At 73.9% G+C, this 19,324-nt stretch carries 16 protein-coding genes; 6 read left to right on the top strand and 10 right to left on the bottom strand.

Annotated elements, in window-relative coordinates; all coding sequences use genetic code 11:
- Positions 1–101: 101 nt before the first annotated feature.
- The 10 genes from AC1WTP_RS12615 to AC1WTP_RS12570 form a co-directional block, all read right to left on the bottom strand.
- Entirely contained in the window at positions 102–1,088 is a 987-nt protein-coding gene (locus AC1WTP_RS12615; protein ID WP_481649413.1) for an endonuclease/exonuclease/phosphatase family protein, read from the bottom strand.
- Positions 1,089–1,426: 338 nt separating this feature from the next.
- A complete protein-coding gene (locus tag AC1WTP_RS12610) occupies positions 1,427–2,080 on the bottom strand; it encodes a COG4315 family predicted lipoprotein (protein ID WP_481649412.1) in 654 nt (217 codons plus the stop codon).
- Positions 2,081–2,289: 209 nt separating this feature from the next.
- A complete protein-coding gene (locus AC1WTP_RS12605; RefSeq protein WP_481649411.1) occupies positions 2,290–3,072 on the bottom strand; it encodes an anti-sigma factor family protein in 783 nt (260 codons plus the stop codon).
- On the bottom strand, positions 3,069–3,761 hold the full coding sequence (locus AC1WTP_RS12600) for a sigma-70 family RNA polymerase sigma factor (protein WP_481649410.1): 693 nt from the start codon (positions 3,759–3,761) through the stop codon (positions 3,069–3,071). The genes AC1WTP_RS12605 and AC1WTP_RS12600 overlap by 4 nt, the downstream gene beginning before the upstream one ends.
- Before the next feature lie 83 nt (positions 3,762–3,844).
- Positions 3,845–4,702, bottom strand: a complete 858-nt coding sequence (locus tag AC1WTP_RS12595) for a spermidine synthase (RefSeq protein ID WP_481649409.1) — start codon at positions 4,700–4,702, stop codon at positions 3,845–3,847.
- Positions 4,703–4,766: 64 nt separating this feature from the next.
- A complete protein-coding gene (locus AC1WTP_RS12590) occupies positions 4,767–5,732 on the bottom strand; it encodes a hypothetical protein (protein ID WP_447135404.1) in 966 nt (321 codons plus the stop codon).
- Between the two features lie 64 nt (positions 5,733–5,796).
- Entirely contained in the window at positions 5,797–8,271 is a 2,475-nt protein-coding gene (locus tag AC1WTP_RS12585; RefSeq protein ID WP_481649408.1) for an AAA family ATPase, read from the bottom strand.
- Positions 8,271–9,419 (bottom strand): exonuclease SbcCD subunit D, encoded by a 1,149-nt coding sequence (locus AC1WTP_RS12580; RefSeq protein ID WP_447135402.1) that lies wholly within the window; start codon positions 9,417–9,419, stop codon positions 8,271–8,273. The genes AC1WTP_RS12585 and AC1WTP_RS12580 overlap by 1 nt, the downstream gene beginning before the upstream one ends.
- Positions 9,420–9,431: 12 nt before the next feature.
- Positions 9,432–11,183 (bottom strand): ATP-binding protein, encoded by a 1,752-nt coding sequence (locus AC1WTP_RS12575; RefSeq protein ID WP_481649407.1) that lies wholly within the window; start codon positions 11,181–11,183, stop codon positions 9,432–9,434.
- 520 nt (positions 11,184–11,703) lie between these two features.
- Positions 11,704–12,450 (bottom strand): pyrimidine reductase family protein, encoded by a 747-nt coding sequence (locus AC1WTP_RS12570; protein WP_481649406.1) that lies wholly within the window; start codon positions 12,448–12,450, stop codon positions 11,704–11,706.
- 151 nt (positions 12,451–12,601) lie between these two features.
- Between AC1WTP_RS12570 and AC1WTP_RS12565 the strand changes: the two genes are divergently transcribed.
- The 6 genes from AC1WTP_RS12565 (at position 12,602) to AC1WTP_RS12540 (ending at position 19,317) form a co-directional block, all read left to right on the top strand.
- Positions 12,602–13,147, top strand: a complete 546-nt coding sequence (locus tag AC1WTP_RS12565; RefSeq protein WP_481649405.1) for a plasmid pRiA4b ORF-3 family protein — start codon at positions 12,602–12,604, stop codon at positions 13,145–13,147.
- Positions 13,148–13,445: 298 nt separating this feature from the next.
- Positions 13,446–14,738, top strand: a complete 1,293-nt coding sequence (locus tag AC1WTP_RS12560) for an ABC transporter substrate-binding protein (RefSeq protein ID WP_481649404.1) — start codon at positions 13,446–13,448, stop codon at positions 14,736–14,738.
- A 192-nt stretch (positions 14,739–14,930) separates the two neighbouring features.
- On the top strand, positions 14,931–15,905 hold the full coding sequence (locus AC1WTP_RS12555) for a carbohydrate ABC transporter permease (protein WP_481649403.1): 975 nt from the start codon (positions 14,931–14,933) through the stop codon (positions 15,903–15,905).
- A 10-nt stretch (positions 15,906–15,915) separates the two neighbouring features.
- Positions 15,916–16,758: a carbohydrate ABC transporter permease gene (locus tag AC1WTP_RS12550; RefSeq protein ID WP_481649402.1), complete on the top strand. Its 843-nt coding sequence runs from the start codon at positions 15,916–15,918 to the stop codon at positions 16,756–16,758.
- Positions 16,755–18,188, top strand: a complete 1,434-nt coding sequence (locus AC1WTP_RS12545) for a GH1 family beta-glucosidase (protein WP_481649401.1) — start codon at positions 16,755–16,757, stop codon at positions 18,186–18,188. Before AC1WTP_RS12550 ends, AC1WTP_RS12545 begins: the two co-directional genes overlap by 4 nt.
- A gap of 82 nt (positions 18,189–18,270) precedes the next feature.
- Complete coding sequence (locus AC1WTP_RS12540; RefSeq protein ID WP_481649400.1) at positions 18,271–19,317, top strand: LacI family DNA-binding transcriptional regulator; 1,047 nt, start codon at positions 18,271–18,273, stop codon at positions 19,315–19,317.
- The last annotated feature ends 7 nt before the right edge of the window (positions 19,318–19,324 follow it).

The following is a 19,324-nucleotide window of genomic DNA, read 5'->3' as shown; positions in this document are numbered from 1 at the left end:
GGGCCCGGTGCCGGTCCGCTCCCGGACCGGCGCCGGGCCCGAACGCCGTCGACGCGCGCGGTAGTGGTCGGTCCGCCCGGCGGACCGGGCGTGCGAGCGAATCAGGCGCCGTGGACCGCCGGGTCGAGGTGGTAGCGCGCCGTGAGGATGGCGTGGTCGGAAAGTTCCGTCGGGATTGCCTCACAACCGAGCGGCACCAGACCGGGGCCGGAGAAGAGATAGTCGATCTTCAAGTCCCTGAACGTCGCCTGCGCGTTGGTCGGGTCGCATTCGACGTTGTCCTTGTAAAGGGACTCCAGGATGGGGTTACGGCGGCCACTCGCGGCCGACGCCGGGGTGTTGAGATCCCCGCCGACGATCGTTTCGTACCCGAGTTGCCGGCCCTTCCGGGCCTCGTCGGCGAGCCTCGCCACCTGCGCCGCGCGGATCCCGCCACCGGGGTCCTGCGACGACAGGTGCGCGCCACAGACCTGAAGGTGCGGCGACCGCAGCCGGACGCAGACAGCCAGCCGCTGCTCCATCCGGACCTTGCCGGTGGCCTTGGGCGACGGGAGGTGGACCAGCCAGGGCTGTCCGCCAGACGTGTCGCCCGTGTCGCCCGTCGCTCGGAGCGGCCGCAGCGCGACGGCTTGGCCGTACAGTCCTCGCTTGGCTTCGCAGGTGGCCGGAGCGGTTACCTGCGCCCCTCGCAGGACGGACGCGATCGCCGCCTGCCGGAAGTGCACCGTCCAGCCGGCGCCGAGGCCGAGCTTGAGCCCCGGCAGCATGTGGGAGCACATCTCCTGCAACAACAACACGTCCGCCTGTTGCGTCCGCGCTACCTGGACGATGGCGGCGGTGAGGAGGTCGTGGTGGTCGCTGGCGGGACAGTGTGATGTGGCGTTCCCGCAGACGTTCCAGGTGACGACTGTCAGCGGAATCGGTTTGGGCTTTGGCGGCACCGGCGTCGGGACCGGAACTGGTGCCGCCGTCGCAGGCCGGTCGCTTACCGACGGGTGAAGCGCTGTCGCGGCGCCGCCCGCGCCGAGGAGGGCACCGATCACGAAGAGGATCAGTGGCAGGCCCCACCGTCTCCGGTTCGCACTCAACGCCGTTCCTCTCCAGTTGCGCAATGCGACGCCCCACGCCGGCTGCCTCCGGCCACCCGGGGTTCGCTCGCGGCGGCAGGCCCTCAGAGGCGGCCCGGCAGGTGGAGGACGGACCGGCCCGGACGCCGTGCGTCCAGACTAATTGATCTCTCCGGCCGTCGCGAACGCCGGAGGGCCACAGTGCAGGAAGAAGGCGCGGCGGCGGCAACAACGGTGGCGCCGGCCCCCGAGGGTCGGCGCCACGGTTGGGACGCGAGATGCCGGTGCCCGAGCGTCCTGGGCATGACGGTGGCCGGCCGCGCCCTCCCCGGCTGCGACCGGCCACCGTGTCCGTGGGATCAGTACGAGTAGCCGGAGCCGCCCGCGTCCGAACCACCCTGGTCGTCCGAGGGCGGGGCCACCGGCTTCGGGGTGCCGGTCGGCAGGCAGGTGAGGTTCTTCTTGCCGTCCGGCGCCACCACGAACCAGGTGCCGCCGACGCCCTGGCCCTTCCACTGGCCGGGCTTCTTGTCGCCGATGTAGCGGTAGAGCGGCCAACCGTCCAGGGTGATCTGCCGGGTGCCGTCCTGCCGGGTGACGGTGCCGACCTTGTCGTCGGAGACGCCGTTGAGCTGCGGGTTGCCGTCGGTCAGCGCCGGCGGCCAGACCTCGGCGCACTTGTCGACACAGTTGGATGCCGCCGGGTCGTTGGTGTCCTTGTCGAAGCGGTACAGGATCCAGCCGTCCTGGTCGGTGACCACGCTGCCCATCCGGGCGACCTTCTTGCCGATGAGCCGGTCGGTGAGTTCGACGTCGGCGGGAGGCGGCGCGTCGGCCACCGGGGCCTCCGCGGATGCCGACGCCTCCGGTTCAGCCGTCGCGGTGGGCTCGGCCGCGGCGACGGCGACCGGCTCGGCCGCGCTCGAGTTCGCCCCGTCGTAACCCGCGGGAGCGCAGGCCGTAAGTGCGACCATCGCGCTCGCGACGATGACGGTCCGCTTCATCTGTGCCACGTGCCCTCCTCATGCTTGGCAGTTCACCGGGTAGTACGGCACGAGGGCTGTCAAGGTTGAAATCGGATCCGTGGCCAATTTCACAAAGAATCGTTGAACCGGCGGCACCCGGGATGCGTGTGCCGAGATGGACGACGGTCATTGTGGGAACGGAACGACCGATCGGCGCCGGCCATTGTCGCTGGCCGGCGCCGATCGGGGTCGACGAGTCAGACCGGTACGGTCACCAGCGGGCTCGCCACCCCGTTCGCGTCCACCGACTGCACCTGGAACTGCTTGATGTCGTCGACCGGCGTGGACGTGGCCGCCGACAGGGCCAGCAGTTGCGGGTTGGTGTTGGTGCCGTACCCGCCGCCCGGCACCGACCAGGTGGAGATCACCTCGGTGGTGGCGTTCTTCCGCACCACCACGAGCCGGCAGATACGCGGCCCGGGCAGCCGGGAGAGGCTGAAGTTGACCCGGGTGCCGAACTCCTTCGACACCACGAAGAACGTCGTCTTCACGCCGGTGCTCGCGTCCACCACGTCGTGCCGGTCGCCCTCCTCCTCGTTGCCGCCGATGCCCGGTTCGTTCGGACCGGCGGAGCGCGTCCCGGCCGGCGGGGTGAGCGGCGCGCCGGTGGTCGGTCCGGCGACCACGTCCGGTGGCGCGTCCCGCTCGACGACGGTGGCGAAGCCGATCCCGGTGAGCCCGCCGAGCACCACCACGGCGGCGGCGGTGGCCAGCAGCTGCCGGAAGCGGGTGCGCCGCCGGTCGGCGCGGACCGCGACCAGGGTGCGGTCCAACAGGGCGGGGTCGGTCTGCGTCTGCTCCAGCGCGGTCATCGTCTCGCCGTCGATGCCGGAGAGCAGGCCGACCACCGGCACCATCGTCTCCAGCTCCGCGGCGCACGCCCAGCAGGTGGCGAGGTGCTCCTCGAACCGTTCGGTGTCCTGCTCGTCCAGGACGCCCAGCGCGTACGCCGCGACGTCCATGTGGTCCGCCCGGCTCATTCCGTCACCCCCCGTTCCTGCAGAGCCGTGCGCAGCGCGCGCAGCGCGTAGTAGACCCGCGACTTGGCGGTGCCCAGCGGAAGCCCCAGCTCCTCCGCCGCCTCGGGCACCGTCCGGCCGCGGAAGTACGTGGCCACCAGGATCTCCCGGTGCGACTGGCTCAGCGTACGCAGCGCGTCCGCCACCGTCATCGTGCGCAGCACCCGGTCGGTGCTGTCCGCCTCGGCGAACGCGGTCAGGTCCCGGTCGTACGTCTCGGCCGGCCGGGCCTGCTCGCTGCGGTGCTCGTCGATGGCGATCCGGCGGGCCACGGTGACCAGCCAGGGCCGCAGCGAGCCCTGCCCCTGCGCCCCCAGCCGGTGCGCGTTGCGCCAGGCCCGCAGCAGGGTCTCCTGCACGATGTCCTCGGCCCGCTGCCGGTCCCCACCGGTCAGCCGCATGACGAACATCAGCAGCGGCCCGGCGTGCTCGGCGTAGAGCAACCGGATCAGCTGGTCGGAGTGAGCGGCCTCGGACGACGCCGCCTGGTGGCGTCCCGGCGCCGGTCGCGGCGTCACCGGACCATTCTGGCGAGGCGCCGGGCGGGCGTCGACCCCGCGTGCGGACCGGGTCTGACGCGACTGGGACCGCGCCGACATCCAGTCCGCCCGCACCGAGTCGCCGTGCCAGCCGACCGCCACCGCATGCATGCAGACCTCCGGGTGTCCGATGACATCGGCCGTCCCCCCACGGGCATGGCCGCCCGGTGGTACGCAGCGCCGGAGCGAACGGATCAACGGCGGACGGAAAAAATCCCGGGCGGTGGCGGCGTCGAGGCGGTGGCGCCGGCGTCCCGCACCACCGGGGCGCCGCCGACGAAGCGGTCCAGTTCCGTGCCGGCCAGCACCCGGCCGGGGAACCAGTCCCCGGTGGCCCGCCGGGTCAGCTCCGGCACCGGCGGTTCGGTGCGGCCGGCCACCAGCACCAGGTTGCCGTAGCGCCGCCCGCGCAGCACGGCCGCGTCGCCGACCAGGCAGGCGCGGGGCAGCACCGAGCGGACCGTGGCCAGTTGACCGCGGGCGTACCGCAGCGGCGGGCCGTCGGCGACGTTGGCCAGGTACCAGCCCGCCGGGGCCAGCACCCGGGCCACCTCCGCGGCGTACTCGACCGAGGTCAGGTGGGCCGGGGTCCGCGCGCCGGCGAAGACGTCGGCGACCACCACGTCGTAGCTGGCGTCCCGGATGGTGGCGAGCACCGCCCGGGCGTCGGCCACCCGCACCCGCAGCCGCGGATCGGCGCGCCAGGGCAGCACCCGGCGGACCAGGTCCACCAGTGCGCCGTCCACCTCGACCACCCGTTGGGTGGAGCCCGGGCGGGTGGCACCGACGTACCGGGGCAGGGTCAGCGCGCCGCCGCCCAGGTGCAGCACCCGCAGCGGAGCGCCGGGCGGCGCGACCAGGTCGATCGCCGCGGCCAGCCGGCGGACGTACTCGAACTCCAGGTGGGTGGGGTCGGCCAGGTCGACGTGCGACTGCGGCGCGCCGTCCAGCAGCAGGGTCCAGGAGCCCGCCCGGTCCGGGTCCGGCACCAGTTCGGCGAGCCCGGTGTCCACCTGCTCGGCCACCCGGTCCCCGGCCCGCTTGCGCCCCATGCCGCCCAGTATCCCGGCGCGCCGCCGCCGGCCGCCCGGAACCCCGCCTTGTGGGGGCGCGGGGTCAGCGGCGAGGGGCGGTGGGGCGGGCGGCGGCGGTCAGCGCCCGGTGCAGCAGCCGGGCGTCGCCGAGCAGCGCCCGCAGCCGGCGTTCCAGCCCGGCGATCGGGATGAGGTTCTGCGGGGCCCGCGGGTCCTTGTACGGCGTGGAGGCGAACCGGGGCAGGGTGACCAGCGACAGGTCGGCCAGCTCGACCGCCTCGTCGATGGTCAGGTCGGCCGAGCACTCCATCCGGACGATGCCCGCCCAGGGCGCCCCGGCGGCCACCGGCAACCGCAGGTACCACGACCAGCCGCCCCAGGCGGTGCCGAGCCGGAAGACCGGGGAGCGCTGGCCGGCCGCCAGCCCGGTGACCACCGCGGTGAGCCGGGCGTCGAGGTACTGGCTGTGCTGGGTCTTGATGTAGCCGAGGGTGCGTGGCAGCTGCCGCCGGTTGCGTAGCGGACCGTCCACCACGAGCAGGTCACCGTCGACCCGGGCGGCGCCGGAGACCTCCACCTCCAGCGCGGTCAGCGGGCCCTGCACGGCCGCGGGCAGCTTGGCCAGCTCGCCCGTGCCGCTGACCCGGTGCACCGGGTAGCGGACCTGCCCGGCCACCACGTCCTCCGCCGACGGGCTCGCGGTGAACAGGCCCCGGCCGACCCGGGCGCCGGCCAGCTGGGCCGCGCCCCGCTGCAGGTCGCAGCGGACCACCCCGGCCGCGTACGAGGCGGCCAGGCCGGGGAAGGAGCCGCCGTCGGACTCCGCCGTCCAGACGCTGGCGTCGATCCGGCGTACCCCGTCGACCAGCAGCACCACGTCCGGCGCGCGCACGCCGGGGCGGACGTCGATGGCCCGCCAGTCCACCGCGGGCAGTTCGGCGTCCGGGTCGACCTGGGCGCTGCTCGGCGCGGCCGGTCCGCCCGCCGACGCCTCGAACGACGCGCCGTACGCGGGATCCCACGCGTCGACGAAGAACCGGGCGCTCACCGGGCCCGCCTCCGCGGCGCGCCGCCCCGCCGCGCCGGCCCCCGGTACCGGAACGCGCGGCCGGTCACCGCCCGGTCCGTTCGACGCGCGCCGAGCGGGCGTCCTTGCGGACCTCGAACCGGACCGGGATGCGCTCGGCCAGCGCCGGCACGTGGGTGACCACGCCGACCATCCGGTCACCCCGGGCGGCCAGGCCCTCCAGGGTGGCGGCCACCGTGTCCAGGGTGGCCGCGTCGAGCGTGCCGAAGCCCTCGTCCAGCACGATCGACTCCAGGCTCGCCGCGGTGGTGGACATCCCGGCCAGCTGCTCGGAGAGCGCCAGCGCGAGCGCCAGCGAGGCCTGGAACGTCTCGCCGCCGGAGAGGGTGCGCACGCCCCGGCGCAGCCCGGCGTCGTGGTGGTCGACGACGAAGAACTCGCCCTTGTCGTGCACCAGGTCGTACTGGCCGCCGGAGAGGTCCCGCAGGATCCCGGAGGCGCCGTCGACCAGCAGGTCCAGCGCCTCGGCCAGCAGCCACCGCTCGAAGTTGTTCGCCCGCAGGTGCCCGGCCAGGGCCCGGGCCACCTGCGCCTCGCGCTCGTGCCCGGCGCGCTGGTCGCGCAGCCCCGCCGCCTGCTCGCGCCGGTGCAGCAGCTGGCGCCGGTCGGCCTCGGCCCGCTCCACGGCCACCGCCGCGGCGCGTACCGGGTCGTCGGGGGCCGGCAGCCCGGCGGCGGTGAAGAGAGCGGCGATCCGCTCCGCCACCGTGCCGGCCAGCGTCTCGGCCTCGGCGACCGCCGCCGCCCGGCCGGCCCGCTCGCCGCGCCGCCGGTCCGCCTCCCCGGCCGCCCAGCCGGCCAGCGCGGCCCAGGCCGCCGCGACGTCCTCGCGGTCGGCCGCCGGCGGGCCGAACCGGGCCAGGGTGTCCCGGGTGCCGTCGAAGCCGCGCCACGCCGCCCGCAACCGCTCCTCGGCGCCGTCCACCCCGGCCCGGGCCCGCCGGGCGGCGTCCCGGCCGGCCCGTACCGCCGTGGCGGCCTCGTCCAGCGCCCGCCGGAGCCGGGCGTGCTCGGCCAGCCCCTCCCGCAGCGCCTCGGCCGTGGCGGCCCCGGCGAGTTGCCCGTCCAGCTCGGCCAGCCGGGCGTCCAGCTGATCCTGCCGGGCCCGCGCCTGCACCAGCACCCGCTCCAGGTCGCGCGCGGCCGTGTCGCGCTCCTGCACCAGCCGCCGGGCCGCCTCGCTCGCCGCCCGGGCGGCCTTGCCGGCCTCGACCGCGCGGGCCACCGCCGAACCGGCGGGCATCGCCGGCACCGTGGACACCACCTGCTCGCAGACCGGGCAGGGCGCGCCGTCGACCAGGTGCGCCCGCAGCGCCACCGCCTGGTCGGTGGCCTTCGCCTCCTCGTGCGCCCGGAACGCCGCCGCCAACTCCTCCTCGGCGCGCTCGGCCGCCGCCCGCGCCTCGGCCAGCGCCCGGACGGCCGCGTCGTGCTCGGCGCCGGCCGCCGCCATCGCCGTCCGCACCGCCTCCGCCTCGCCGGCCAGCTTCTCCCGGTCGGCGTACGCCCGCAGCAGCAGCCGCAGCGCGCTCTCGTCACCGGCCGCGGCCAGCTCGCCGCGGAGCTTCTCCTCGCGCTCCTCGGCCAGCGCCACCGCGGTGGTGGCCGCGTCGGCCCCGGCGCGCGCGGCGCTCACCGCCCGGGCCACCTCGGCCACCCCGTCCGGCGCCCGCACCGCCCCGAGCACGGCCAGGTCGGCGTCGAGGGCGGCCAGCGCCGCCTGCGCCTCCCGGGCCGTGGCCCGGGCCGCGTCGAGTTCCGGTACGGCGGCCGCCACCGCCCCGGCCAGCTCGCGCAGCCGGTCGACCTGGGCGGTCGCCGCCGCCAGCGCGGCGTCGTCCACGTCGGTCAGCCCGGCGAGCAGCTGGTCGACCGTCTCCAACCGCGCCTCGGCCTGCGCGGCCCGTGCGGTCGCCCGCTTCTGCACCTCCTCGTAGACGCCGAGGCCGAGCAGATTGACCAGGATCTGCTGGCGGGTGGCCGGCTTGGCGTGCAGGAAGTCGGCGAACTGCCCCTGTGGCAGCACCACGCAGCTGGTGAACTGCTCGTACGGCAGCCCGACCGCCTCCAGCACCGCCACGTCCATCTCGGCCGGGGTGCCGGCCACCACCTCACCGAGGTCATCCGGGCTGAGCCCGGTGTCCAGTTTGGTGACGTCGAAGCCGGGCGGCATCAGCTGCAACCCGGCGTTGGCCGTCTTGACGTTGCCCCGGCCGTCGCGGCGGACCACCCGGGTGGCCACGTAGCGGGCGCCGCCGGACTCGAAGACCAGCCGGACCCGGGCCTCGGTGGCCGACGGCGCGAGGGCGTTGGCCAGGCCGCGGGTGCCGCCCCAGCGGGGCACCGTGCCGTAGAGGGCGAAGCAGATCGCGTCCAGCACCGTCGACTTGCCGGAGCCGGTCGGGCCGACCAGCGCGAAGAAGTCGGCGTCGGTGAAGTCGACGGTGGTCTCGTCGCGGAAGACCGTGAAGCCGGCCATGTCCAGCCGCATCGGGCGCATCAGTGATCGACCTCCTCGAGGAGCTCGTCGAAGAGTTCCCGCACCCCGTCGTCGACGTGCCCGCGGCTGCTCAGGTAGTCGGCGAAGAGCTCGCGCGGGGAGCGGCCGGCCCGCTGGGCCACCCGGGTGCCGCTGCCCGGCGCCGGCACCAGCTCCGGGTCGATCCGGATCTCCAGCGCCCGGGGGAGCAGCTCCTGCACCTCCTCGCGCAGCCCGGCGCGCGGCTGCTCCCGGACGTACACCCGCAGCCAGCCCTCGGGCGCGTCGATCTCGGCGAGCTGGGCCAGCGTGCCGCGGACCGTCCGCAGCGGGGTCGCCGCGGCGACCGGCACCTCACGGATCTGCGCGGCCGTGGTCGCGGTCACCTCGACCAGCGTGACCGCGGGGACGTTCTCCTGCTCGCCGAAGTCCACGGCGAGCGGGCTGCCGCTGTAGCGGATCGGGCACGGCCCCTGCACCCGCTGGGAGCGGTGCAGGTGGCCGAGCGCCACATAGTGCGCGGTGCCCGGAAAGACCGTCGCCGGCACCGCGTAGCCGAGCACGGTGTGCGCGTCCCGCTCGCCGCCGCCGGTGCTCGCGCCGACCACGGTCAGGTGCGCGGTGACCAGGTGCACCCGGTCGGGCTCGGTGAAGCTCTCGGTGAGCCGGCCCAGCACCCGGCCGAGGTGGTCGGCGTACGTCTGGGTGGCCTCGGCCGCGGTCAGCTCGTACATCTCCACCGCGCGGATCGCGTAGCGCTGGGACAGGAACGGCAGCGCGGCCAGCCGCCACCGCTCCCCGCTCGCCGTGGTGCCGTCGATGACGTGCTCGTCGGGATTGTCCCGCACGCCCCCGCGCAGGGTGATGCCGGCGGCCTCGGCCCACGGCCGCAGCGCGTCGAGGGCCTGGCCGTTGTCGTGGTTGCCGCCGATGGCGACCACGTCGGCGCCGGTGCGGCGCAGCGCGGTCAGCGCCCGGGTGACCAGCCGGGTGGCCTCCGGCGTCGGGGCGGCGGTGTCGTAGAGGTCGCCGGCGACGATGACCAGGTCGGGGCGCTCGGCCCGGGCGATCTCGATCACCCCGGCCAGCACCGCCTTGTGCTCGTCGGCCCGGGACTGCCCCTTGAGGACCTTGCCGACGTGCCAGTCCGAGGTGTGCAGGATCTTCACCGTGCCGCCCCTCTAGAACGGGATGTCGTCGTCGGTGCCGCCGCCCGAGCCCACCACCGCGAACGGGTCGGCGGACTGGGTGATCGAGCGCAGCGTCTCGGACGGGGCCCGGCCGGCCTCGGAGACCCGGGTCGCCCAGGCGGGGAAGGGAAACTCCAGGCAGAGCGGCACCGGGATGTCGGGCTGGTTGACGAACATCGTGCCCGGCTTGGCCAGCAGCGCGCGCTGCCGCTGGGCGGGGGGCAGGAAGCCGTACTCGGGGCGGGACGCCTCGGCCGGGTCGAGCCGGCCGACCACCCGGATCGCCGAGTTGGTGACGATCCGCCGCTCCACCTCGCTCGCCGTCTGCTGGGCGCCGATCAGGATCACCCCGAGCGAGCGGCCCCGCTCGGCGATGTCGAGCAGCACCTCCTTGATCGGCGAGGAGCCCTCCCGGGGGGCGTACTTGTTGAGCTCGTCGAGCACCACGAAGAGCAGCGGCTTGGCGGTGCCGGCCTTCTCCTTGCGCTCGAACTCGCTCTTGAGCGTCACGCCGACCACGAACCGCTGCGCGCGGTCGGGCAGGTTGTGCAGGTCGACCACGGTGACCTGGGCGCTCTCGGCGGTGTTGATGCTGTGCGGGCGGCGGGTGGCCAGGTCGCCCCGGATCAGCCGGGACAGGTCCTTCTTGCTGCCGATCAGCCGCCGGGCGAACGCGTTGACCGTGCCCAGCCCGACCGCGCTGCCGGCCCAGTCGACGCGGGTCTCGTCGTCGTTGAGCTGCTCGACGATGTGGTCGACCAGGTCGGCGTAGCTGCCCAGCCGGACGCCGTCGAGGCTCACCCCGCCGTCGGCGGGCTGGGCGTGCCGGGCCAGGTGGGCGGCGACCGAGTGCACCACCATCGTGTACTGCTGGCGTTCGTCGTCGGCGTCGGCGAAGACGTACGGCAGCAGCCGGTCGGCGCAGAACTCGCTCAGCGTCCAGTAGAAGCTGTCCACCCCGGTGAGCCGGCTGCTCACGTCGGGGGTGCCGGAGGAGTCGCCGACCCGGGGCGGGGCGTAGACCCGCACGTCGGGGAAGGCGCCGGCGCTCAACCCGAGTCGCGCGTAGCCGGCGCGGGTGGTGTCGTCGAGGCGGGTGTTGGGGTGGTCGAGGAAGAGCAGGTCCTCACCCTTGACGTTGAAGATGAGCGCCTTGGCGTTGACCGCGTCGCCGCCGAGCACCCCGGAGCGGAACACCGAGTAGAGCAGGAAGGTGGCGAAGCTGGTCTTGGTGGCCACCCCGGAGATGCCGGAGATGGAGACGTGCGCGCCGCGGGTGCCGTCGAGGAAGTCGGCGTTGAGGTAGACCGGCACCCCGTCGCGGCCCATGCCCATCGGGATGCGCCGTTCCATCCGGTCGAAGTGCAGCGCCCGCGCCCGCGCGTCACCCTCGGCCCGGTGCACCACCGCTCCCGGCGACGGCGGCACGTAGAGCTCGGGGTCGACCCGGGTGGTGGTGATCTCGGCCGCCTCCTGCACCTGCGCCGGCAGGGTGCCGTCGGCGATGGCGAAGACGTCGGAGTCGAACTGGGCGCCCTCGTGCCGGGCGCGCACCTGGGTCACCACCCCGGCGATGGTCACGGGCTCGCGGTCGGGCAGCTCGCGCCGGGTCACCACCACGTCGTCGAGCTGCAGGTAGCTGCCGGGGGAGACCGCCGTCCAGAACTGCAGGGGAGTGGCGTCGGCGGTGCCCAGCACCCGGCCGACCGCCTCGCCGGGGCCGTCGAAGCCGTCGTCGGTCATCGCAACTCCGGTCGGCTGGTCATCGGGGTGGGGAGGCACGCCCTGCATCCTGCCCGAGGAGTACGACAGGTCGCCACGCGACGCGGCGGACGCCACGCCGGTCGGTGCGCCGGCCGGCCGCAGCGCGACCGCCCCGGCACGCAGCGTGCCCGCCGCCGCCCCGGGGTGGATGTGACGCCGGGAGGCTCCCCGACGCCATCAGGGCAGCGGGTGGCATCGAGCACCTCCACTGTCCGGGGCCTGTGGCAGGTTTCCCGGACCGGCGGGCCCGTCTCGATCCGCCCGCGGGCCCGTGGCGTCGCCGCTCCTCCCCTGACGGCGGCGCCGGACGGTCGGAGCCACCGGCCGGCCCGGGGTGCGGGCACGGACCGCGGCGGCCGTGCCCGCGCCCACGCCGGCGTCCCGCGCCGGTCGCGCCGTGCCCGCGCCGGCCGCGTCGTTCCCGTGCCGGTCGCTCCCGCCCGCCGGCGGCCGGTCGGGCAGCCTGCGCCGGCGGTCGTACGGCCCGGCGCAGTGGCGGTCAGTCCCGGGCGTAACGCAGCAGCAGCACCCCGTCGTCGGCGGCGAGCACGTGCCGCAGCGGCAACTGCCGCACCGGGCTCGGGTCGCCGGCGGTGATCCGGCCGGGGCCGGGGCCGGCGAGCAGCGGGGCGACCGTGAGGCAGACCTCGTCCACCAGGTCGGCCGCGGTGAGCGCGCCGAACAGCCGCGGTCCGCCCTCGCAGAGGAGCTGGTCGAACCCGCGGCGGCGCAGCTCGGCGAGGCCGGCGGCGAGGTCGACCCGGTCGGCGCCGCAGGGCACCACGTCGGCGACCCCGGCCAACCCCGGCGGCGCGGTGGCGCCGGCATGGGTGAGCACCACCGGGCGGACCGGCGCGTCGGCGAACGCGGCCTGCGCCGGGTCGAGGTCCAGCGCGCCGGAGACCACCACCAGCGTCGGGTACTCGGCCAGCCCGTGCGCGCGACGCCACGCCCGCCGCTCCGGGCTGAGCCGGACCGCCCGGTAGCCCTCCTGCCGCAGCGTGCCGGCGGCCACCACGAGCGCGTCGCAGAGCATCCGCAGCAGCCCGAAGACCCGCTTGTCCGGCTGGCCGGAGAGCCCGGCGGAGTAGCCGTCGACGCTGACCGCGCCGTCGACGCTGGCCACGAAGTTGACCCGCAGGCGCGGGCGGTCACCGCGGGCGTAGAGCGCGACGAGCGCGTCGTCGTCGAGGGGCTGCGGGTGCGGGTCGGGCCAGAGCCGGGAAATCGGGATTCCGACGCTCATTCGCTGGCCGGACCGGTGACCGGAGGGGTGGGTCGGGGGGTACGGTGCTGGCAGTCGCACCAGTTCCGGCCCGGACAGTCGTCGTGCCGCCTCGCCCGGCACGCTCGGCAGATCATGCTGGCAAGCCTAAGCCGAGGGAGGATGGGACAGCATGCCGCGTCAGATCTTCCAGCTGAAGATTTCCCTGGCCGGGGTCCGGCCGACGGTCTGGCGCCGGGTGCTCGTCCCCGGTGGCTACACCCTCGACCGGCTGCACCGGGTGGTGCAGCACGGCATGGGCTGGCGCGACTGCCACCTGCACTCCTTCGAGATCGACGGCATCCAGTACGGCGAGCCCGACCCGGACGGCGAGCTGGCGCTCACCGACGAGCTGGACGTCCGCCTCGACGCGGTGGTGGGCAAGGGCAGCCGGTTCCACTACACGTACGACTTCGGGGACTGGTGGGAGCACGACCTGGTGGTGGAGGACGCGGTCACCGCCGACCCGGACGTGCGCTATCCGTCCTGCCTGGACGGCGCGCGGGCCTGCCCGCCGGAGGACATCGGCGGGCCGGTCGGCTACCACACCCTGCTGGCCGCGCTGGCCGACCCGCGCCATCCCGAGCACCGGTCGATGCGCGAGTGGGTGGCCGACGGCTTCGACCCGGCCGCCTTCGACCCCGGCCGGGCCGACACGCTGCTCCGCCGCTTCTGCTGACGCACCAGCGGCAGGTCGTCGGCGCCGTCCAGGCGCACCGCGCCGCCGCGGTCGCCGCCCCCGTGCGGGTGTCCGTTCGGTGTGGACGCCGTCGGCGGTAACGATCTGGGAACGCTCCCAGAGGCCTATTGACACCCCTGAGGGGCGCCGGCAATCTCATGGGAGCGCTCCCGGCGCGCCGGGCGCGGAACTCCCGCGCCCACCGCCGGACGTCGGCCGCCGGCCCGTCCGGTGCTGGCGGGCGCACCGCACCCCCCACCACACCCACCCAGCCTCACCACCGAGAAGAGGGGTCAGGATGAGCCTCACCACGCGGCGTACCCGCCTGGCGGCGACCGCCCTGGCCGCGATCACCGCCCTGGGCGGTCTCGCGGCATGCGGCGACGACGACGATTCGCCGGCGGCCGGCGAGAAGCCCGCCAAGCTGGTCGTCGACACGTTCGGCGAGTTCGGTTACGACGAGCTCGTCAAGCAGTACGAGAAGGACACCGGCATCAAGGTCGAGCTGCGCAAGACGGCCCAGCTCAACGAGTACCGGCCCAAGATCGTCCGGGCGCTGGCCACCGGCAAGGGCGCGGCGGACGTGATCGCCCTCGAGGAGGGCATCCTCAACGAGTTCAAGGCCAACCCGGCGAACTGGGTCGACCTCGCGCCGCTGGTCGCCGACCACAGCAAGGACTACCTGCCCTGGAAGTACGAGCTGGGCAAGGCGCCGGACGGCCGGCTGATGGGTCTGCCCACCGACGTCGGCAGCCTCGCCGTCTGCTACCGCCGGGACCTGTTCCAGGCCGCCAAGCTGCCGGTCGAGCGGGACCAGGTCGCCGCGCTCTGGCCGGACTGGAACGGCTTCATCGAGACCGGCAAGAAGTACCGCGCCGCCACCGGCAAGGGGATGCTCGACTCGGTCACCACCGCCGCCAGCGCGGTGATGTTCCAGCAGGGCGGTGACCTGTTCTACGACAAGCAGGACAACGTCGTCGCGGAGAGCAGCGCGGCCGTGAAGGCCTCCTGGGACACCGCGATCGCGATGGCCGACGCCAACATCACCGCCGAGACGGCCACCTGGTCGCCGGAGTGGTCGGCCGGTTTCAAGCAGGGCACCTTCGCGGCCACCTTCTGCCCGTCCTGGATGCTCGGCATCGTCGCGGACAACTCCGGCCCGGAGAACAAGGGCAAGTGGGACGTGGCCCCGGTGCCCGGTGGCGCCGGCAACTGGGGCGGCTCCTGGCTGGCCGTGCCGGAGCAGAGCAAGTACCAGAAGGAGGCGGCGAAGCTCGCCGAGTACCTGACCAACGCGCAGAGTCAGGTGGCGGCGTTCAAGCTCAAGGGCCCGCTGCCGACCAACCTGGAGGCGCTGAAGAACCCGGAGTTCCTCGCCTACACCAACGAGTACTTCAACAACGCGCCGACCGGCAAGATCTTCGGTGACAGCGTGGCCAAGATCCAGCCGCTGCACCTCGGCCCGAAGCACCAGGCGGTGAAGGAGAACGCCTTCGAGCCGGCGCTGCGCTCGTACGAGAACGGGCAGGCCTCCAAGGACAAGGCCTGGGAGCAGTTCGCCAAGGACGCCAAGACCCAGGGCGCCTTCTGACCCATCCGCGCCGGTGGCGTCCGGGTAGCCCACCCGGACGCCGCCGGCAGCGTCCCGTTCCACGTACCACCGCCTGCGCGCCGGCGCCGCCGGCGCCGGGAAAGGACCCCGTATGAGCGAGCACAGCGAGCGAATCAGCCAGCACAGCGCCGATGTGCCTCGTGCCGGTGCCGACCGTAGGGAGGCAGCGGCATGAGCCTGCCGGTCACGACGGCGCGGCCGTCCGCCGCGCCCCCGCCGCCACCCCGCCACTCCGCACCGCGCCGGTCCCGGTCGCTCTCGCTGACCCGGCTGGACCTGACCTACTCCCCGTACCTGTACATCGCGCCGTTCTTCGTGGTCTTCGGCATCTTCGGGCTCTACCCGATGCTGCGGACCGCCTGGATGTCCCTGCACGACTGGAACCTGATCGGCGACCACAGCTTCATCGGGTTCGACAACTACACCGCGCTCGTGCGGGACGAGTACTTCTGGAACGCGGTGGTCAACACCTTCGGCATCTTCCTGCTCTCCACCGTGCCGCAGCTGCTGCTCGCCCTGTTCCTGGCCAACCTGCTGAACCGCACCTTCCTGCGCGCCCGGACGCTGTTCCGGATGGCGATCTTCATGCCGAACGTGGTCTCCGTCGCCGCCGTGGCGATCGTCTTCGGCATGCTCTTCCAGCGCGACTTCGGCGTGATCAACTGGCTGCTCGGCTTCGTCGGGATCGACCCGGTGGACTGGGACGCCGAGCGCTGGAGCTCCTGGACCGCCATCGCCTCGATGGTCAACTGGCGGTGGACCGGCTACAACACGCTGATCCTGCTGGCCGGCATGCAGGCCATCCCGCGCGACCTGTACGAGGCCGCCGCGCTCGACGGCGCCAGCCAGTGGAAGCAGTTCTGGCGGATCACCCTGCCGATGCTCACGCCGACCTTCCTGTTCGTGGTCATCCTCTCCACGATCGGCGGCCTGCAGCTCTTCACCGAGCCGCTCGTCTTCGCCAACGGCAACATCATCGGCGGCGACCAGCGCGAGTTCCAGACCCTGGCGATGTACATGTACGAGCTGGGCATCGAGAACCTGAACAGCGCCGGCTACGGCGCCGCGGTGGCCTGGGCGATGTTCCTGATCATCGCGCTCGTGTCGCTGGTCAACTTCCTGCTCGTCCGCCGTACGGTCAAGTGAGGAGAGACCCGTGACCTCGGCTTCCCGGCGCCTGTGGCGCACCAGCCCGCTGACCTACTGCGCACTCGTGCTCGCGCTGCTCTTCTCGGTCTACCCCTTCTACTACATGGTGGTCATCGCCACCCGCAGCCTCGACTCGATCAACGACGTGCCGCCGCCGGTCACCCCGGCCGGCTCGTTCGGCGACAACTTCGGCCGGGTGCTGGAGAACGACGCGGCGAACTTCCTCACCGGCCTGCTCAACTCGGTCATCGTCTCGGCCGTGGTGACGGTCTCGGTGGTGATCACCGGCTCGCTGGCCGGGTTCGCCTTCGCGAAGCTGCGCTTCCGCGGCCGCAACGTGCTGCTGCTGTCGATCATCGTGACCATGATGATCCCGACCCAGCTCGGCCTCATCCCGCTCTGGGGCATGATCCAGGACCTCGGCTGGTACGACACCCTGTACGCGGTGACCGTGCCGTTCCTGGTCAGCGCGTTCGGCGTGTTCATGATGCGGCAGTACGCCGCCCAGGCGGTCTCCGACGAGCTGATCGAGGCCGGCCGGGTGGACGGGGCGAGCACCTTCCGGATCTACTGGAACATCGTGCTGCCCGCGTTGCGCCCGGCCGCCGCCGTGCTCGGCCTGCTGACCTTCATGGAGACCTGGAACTCCTACCTGTGGCCGTACGCGGTGCTCACTCCGGAGAACCCGACCCTGCAGGTGTCGCTGGCGTTCCTGTCGTACGCCTACTACACCGACTACTCGCAGGTCTTCGCCGCCACCGCCATCGGCACGGTGCCGCTGGTGATCGTGTTCGTCCTGTTCGGCCGCCAGATCATCGGCGGGATCATGGAAGGTGCCGTCAAGTCGTGAGCAACCCCGCCACCCCACCCGCCCTCGGCGTACTCGACGAGCGCCCGCCGCTGACCTTTCCGCCCGGCTTCCTCTGGGGCGCCGCCACCGCGGCGTACCAGATCGAGGGCGCGGCGGCCGAGGGCGGTCGGGCCCCGTCGATCTGGGACACCTTCAGCCACACCCCGGGGCGGGTGGTCGCCGGGCACACCGGTGACGTGGCCTGCGACCACTACCACCGGCTCGACGCCGACGTCGCGCTGATGGCCGAGCTGGGGCTGAGGTCGTACCGGTTCTCGGTCTCCTGGTCCCGGGTGCAGCCCGGCGGTTCCGGCCCGGCCAACGCCGAGGGGCTGGACTTCTACCGGCGGCTGGTCGACCGGTTGCTGGCGCACGGCATCGAGCCGTGGCTCACCCTCTACCACTGGGACCTGCCGCAGCCGCTGGAGGACGCCGGCGGCTGGCCGGCCCGGGACACCGCGGGCCGGTTCGCCGACTACACCCGGCTGGTCGCGGACGCCCTCGGCGACCGGGTGCGCTACTGGACCACGCTCAACGAGCCGTGGTGCTCGGCGTTCCTCGGCTACGGCTCCGGCGTGCACGCGCCCGGCCGCTCCGACGGGGCGGACGCCGTCCGGGCCGGGCACCACCTGATGCTCGGCCACGGCCTCGCCGTGCAGGCGCTGCGCGCGGCCCGGCCGACCGCCGAGGTCGGGGTGACCGTCAACCTCTACCCGGTCACGCCGGCCGGCGACTCGCCCGCCGACGCCGACGCGGCACGGCGGATCGACGGGCTGGCCAACCGGTTCTTCCTCGACCCGATCCTGCGCGGGTCGTACCCGGCCGACGTGCAGGCCGACCTGGCCACGGTCACCGACTTCGGGCACGTCCGCGACGGCGACCTGGCGGTGATCTCCACGCCGCTGGACCTGGTCGGCGTCAACTACTACAGCCGGCACGTGGTGGCCGCCCCGGTCGACGGGGTCGCGCCGGAGCGGTACTGGCGGTCGCCGTCGTGCTGGCCGGGCAGCGAGGACGTCCGGTTCGTCACCCGCGGCGTGCCGGTGACCGACATGGACTGGGAGATCGACGCGCCGGGCCTGGTGGAGACGCTGCGCCGGGTGCACGAGGAGTACACCGACCTGCCGCTCTACGTCACCGAGAACGGCTCGGCGTTCGTCGACACGATGGTCGACGGGCGGGTCGACGACGTCGACCGGCTCGCCTACTTCGACGCCCACCTGCGCGCCGCCCACGAGGCGATCGACGCCGGGGTGCCCCTGCGCGGCTACTTCGCCTGGTCGCTGATGGATAATTTCGAATGGGCCTGGGGTTACACCAAGCGGTTCGGCATGATCTACGTCGACTACGACAGCCAGGCCCGCACCCCCAAGTCCAGTGCCAGGTGGTACGCCGAGGTGATCCGACGCAACGGTCTGGCCGCACAATAGGCGGGGACCAGCCAGTACCGGGCGGTCCCGGCGCCACCTCCCGCAGGTGTGCCGGGTCCGCCCGACGTCGGAGGAGCAGACGATGACAACGCAGCGCACCCGGTCGCTCGGGCGCCCGACCCTCGACGCGGTCGCGGCCCGCGCCGGCGTCGGCCGCGGGACGGTGTCCCGCGTGGTCAACGGCTCGCCCCAGGTCAGTCCGGAGGCCCGGGCCGCGGTGCAGCAGGCCATCGCCGAGCTGGGGTACGTGCCGAACCGGGCCGCCCGCGCCCTGGTCACCCAGCGCACCGACTCCGTCGCGCTGGTCGTCTCCGAATCCGGCGACCGGGTGTTCACCGAGCCGTTCTTCGCCGCCATCGTGCGTGGCATCAGCTCCGGCCTGCTGGAGACGCCGATGCAGCTCTGGCTGGCCATGGCGCAGTCCCCGGTGGAGCGGGAGCGGGTCGAGCACCACCTGACCAACCAGCACGTCGACGGGGTGCTGCTGCTGTCGCTGCACGACGCCGACCCGCTGCCCACCCTGCTCGAGGAGCGCGGCCTGCCCACCGTGCTCGGCGGCCGCCCGGCCCGGATGCTGCAACCGGGCGCCCAGCCGGCCTGGTACGTCGACGTGGACAACGTCGGCGGCGCCCGCCGCGCCGTGGAGTACCTCGCCGGCCGGGGGCGGCGGCGGATCGCCACCATCGCCGGCCCGCAGGACATGGGCGCCGGCCTGGCCCGGTTGACCGGCTACAAGGAGGCGGTCAAGGCCGCCGGGGGCGGGGTCAACCCGGACCTGGTGGCGTACGGGGACTTCAGCGAGGAGAGCGGGGCGGCCGCCATGCGGCGGCTGCTGGAGGTCTGCCCCGACCTCGACGCGGTCTTCGTCGCCTCCGACCTGATGGCGTTCGGCGCGCTGCGGACGCTGCGCGAGGCGGGTCGGCGGGTGCCCGAGGACGTGGCGGTGGTGGGCTACGACGACGCGCCGGTCGCCCGGCAGTCCGACCCGCCGCTGACCACCGTGTTCCAGCCGGTGGAGGAGATGGGCCGGCAGATGGCCCGCCTGCTGGTCGCCCGCATCCGCGGCGACGAACTCCCCTCCCCCCACCTCCTCCTCGACACCCAACTCATCGAACGCGCCTCCGCCTGACCCCGCC

It is taken from the genome of Micromonospora sp. R311 (assembly GCF_056780015.1).
Note: the sequence above shows the minus strand (reverse complement) of the source record. Positions and strands in the feature narration are given on the sequence as shown.

Bases quoted from the DNA above. Each gene is read 5' to 3' on its own strand.
- AC1WTP_RS12595 (WP_481649409.1), bottom strand. From the start codon at position 4,702: ATGGGGCGCAAGCGGGCCGGGGACCGGGTGGCCGAGCAGGTGGACACC.
- AC1WTP_RS12605 (WP_481649411.1), bottom strand. From the start codon at position 3,072: ATGAGCCGGGCGGACCACATGGACGTCGCGGCGTACGCGCTGGGCGTC.
- AC1WTP_RS12575 (WP_481649407.1), bottom strand. From the start codon at position 11,183: ATGACCGACGACGGCTTCGACGGCCCCGGCGAGGCGGTCGGCCGGGTG.
- AC1WTP_RS12585 (WP_481649408.1), bottom strand. From the start codon at position 8,271: ATGCGCCCGATGCGGCTGGACATGGCCGGCTTCACGGTCTTCCGCGAC.
- AC1WTP_RS12570 (WP_481649406.1), bottom strand. From the start codon at position 12,450: ATGAGCGTCGGAATCCCGATTTCCCGGCTCTGGCCCGACCCGCACCCG.
- AC1WTP_RS12560 (WP_481649404.1), top strand. From the start codon at position 13,446: ATGAGCCTCACCACGCGGCGTACCCGCCTGGCGGCGACCGCCCTGGCC.
- AC1WTP_RS12600 (WP_481649410.1), bottom strand. From the start codon at position 3,761: ATGCATGCGGTGGCGGTCGGCTGGCACGGCGACTCGGTGCGGGCGGAC.
- AC1WTP_RS12555 (WP_481649403.1), top strand. From the start codon at position 14,931: ATGAGCCTGCCGGTCACGACGGCGCGGCCGTCCGCCGCGCCCCCGCCG.
- AC1WTP_RS12540 (WP_481649400.1), top strand. From the start codon at position 18,271: ATGACAACGCAGCGCACCCGGTCGCTCGGGCGCCCGACCCTCGACGCG.
- AC1WTP_RS12565 (WP_481649405.1), top strand. From the start codon at position 12,602: ATGCCGCGTCAGATCTTCCAGCTGAAGATTTCCCTGGCCGGGGTCCGG.